Here is a 216-nt window from a genome sequence, read left to right on the forward strand (position 1 = left end):
CGTTATTGATGATCTGCGCGACCAGATGGCGGAGAGGGTGCAGGACGCTGAAAAAGAGGAGGAAGAGCCTGAGGAGGACTGATGGCAAAGCGGGCATCCGCCAGGGACATCCGCCGCGATGTCTCCGGTATTTTACGAGCCCCGCGTCGTATGCCGGTGGCCGATGCGGTCAGTACTTATATGCGCGTGCCAATGGGGGCGGGAAACTCAGTTCCA

Annotated in this window: 1 pseudogene; it reads left to right on the forward strand. The window is 59.7% G+C overall.

Annotated elements, in window-relative coordinates:
* Positions 1 to 82 (forward strand): annotated as a pseudogene (locus AB8818_RS22980) (terminase); the annotation flags it as partial.
* Positions 83 to 216: the final 134 nt, after the last annotated feature.

It is taken from the genome of Enterobacter sp. KB-280D8 (assembly GCF_041399405.1).
Classification (GTDB): Bacteria; Pseudomonadota; Gammaproteobacteria; order Enterobacterales; family Enterobacteriaceae; genus Enterobacter; species Enterobacter cloacae_N.